Origin of the sequence: Rhodanobacter ginsengiterrae (genome assembly GCF_050026815.1) — a bacterium.
GTDB classification, from domain to species: domain Bacteria; phylum Pseudomonadota; class Gammaproteobacteria; order Xanthomonadales; family Rhodanobacteraceae; genus Rhodanobacter; species Rhodanobacter ginsengiterrae.
Genome location: NZ_JALBWO010000029.1, coordinates 1 through 1,504 on the forward strand (window position 1 = coordinate 1; position 1,504 = coordinate 1,504).

Genomic DNA, 1,504 nt, shown 5'->3' on the forward strand with positions numbered 1-1,504 from the left:
CGAGTAAAAAGAGACTTCCTCCCCTTTGGCCTCGAGGGCCATGATGGTGTTGCAACACAACCGTCAACAGAAGAGGAAGTCTCCATGAGCACTATAACCCTGGGTGTGGACTTGGCGAAGAGCGTGTTTTCGGTGTGCGCGATGGATGGCGCCGGGCACGTGCTGGAGCGGCGGGAGTTCAAGCGTGAGGCGTTTGCCCTGTGGCTGGCACAGCGACCGGCGGGGACCGTGGTGGCGATGGAGGCGTGCAGCGGGGCGCATCATTGGGCGCGGCGTTGCATGGAGTACGGGTTGCAGCCGCGGCTGATGGCTGCCCAACTGGTCAAGCCGTACCGCAAGAGCCAGCGCAGCAAGAACGACCGCAATGACGCCGAGGCGATCGCCACGGCGGCGCGCCAGGGCAACATGCGCTTCGTGCCGATCAAGACCGTCGACCAGCAGGCGCGGCTGTCGTGGCACCGGGTGCGCGAAGGCTACAAGGCGGAGAGTCTGGCGATCGGCAACCGCCTGCGCGGCCTGCTGGCGGAGTTCGGGATCGTGATGGGCAAGAGCGACAAGGCGCTGCGCCGGGTGCTCGCCGATCTGGATGCACACCGCGCGCTGCCGGCGGAGTTCAAGGAACTGATCCGCAGCGTCGACGCCCACTGGACGCAGGTCCGCACGGCCTTCGACGCGTGCGATGCACGCATCGAAGCCCATGCGCGCGATGACGAGCGCTGCGTGCGGCTGCGCGCGATCGTCGGCGTCGGCGCACTCACGGCGGATGCCCTGATCGCCAGCCTCGGCAAGGCGCAGGAATTCCGCAACGGTCGGCAACTGGCGGCCTGGCTCGGCATGGTGCCGACCCAGCACTCCAGCGGCGGCCACACGCGGCTGGGCGCGATCAGTTGCCGCGGCGACGGCTACCTGCGCACGCTGTTGATCCAGGGCGCGCGCAGCAGCCTGCAACGGGCCAAGGCGGTCGCCACGGAAAAGGCCACGCCCGAACAACTCTGGATTCGATCCCTGGCGGCGCGGCTGTCCTTTGGCAAGGTGCTGGTCGCCATCGCCAACAAGCATGCGCGCCAGCTGTGGGTGATGCTGGCCCACGACGCGGACTACGATCCCTGCGCCAGCCAGCGCCATCCGATGCATCGCCCCGCCCAGCTCGCCTGAGGAACCTCTTCTTTCGATTCACCGTCAGCGCAACGCGGCAACAACGGGTCAGACCCACCCGGAGAGAACCTGACTAACATTCTGGACGTCCCAACGTGCTTCGGCCGATCCCCGAACACCGACGACACCGCTGAACGAATGAGGTCTCCGGGCGCGGTTTATACCCTGGTCCGAGCCGGCGACATCGACTCAACAAGACCGTCTAAGGAAATGCAGTCTGGCAACGTTTGACGCCGCATCAACCTGACAAGCAGCACGCAACACGAAGCACAACACGATCGACAGCAGTGGCCCGAAAGCTCAGGGCAAAAGCATCATGCACCCGGGGTTGACCGGAAGTCTCCTAAGG

The 1,504-nt window shown here is 65.6% G+C and carries 1 protein-coding gene; it reads left to right on the forward strand.

All coding sequences use genetic code 11. From position 1 onward, the window contains the following. Window positions 1–84: 84 nt before the first annotated feature. Window positions 85–1,155, forward strand: coding sequence for an IS110 family RNA-guided transposase (locus ACQGNJ_RS00180; protein WP_426687227.1), 1,071 nt, complete (start codon window positions 85–87; stop codon window positions 1,153–1,155). Window positions 1,156–1,504: the final 349 nt, after the last annotated feature.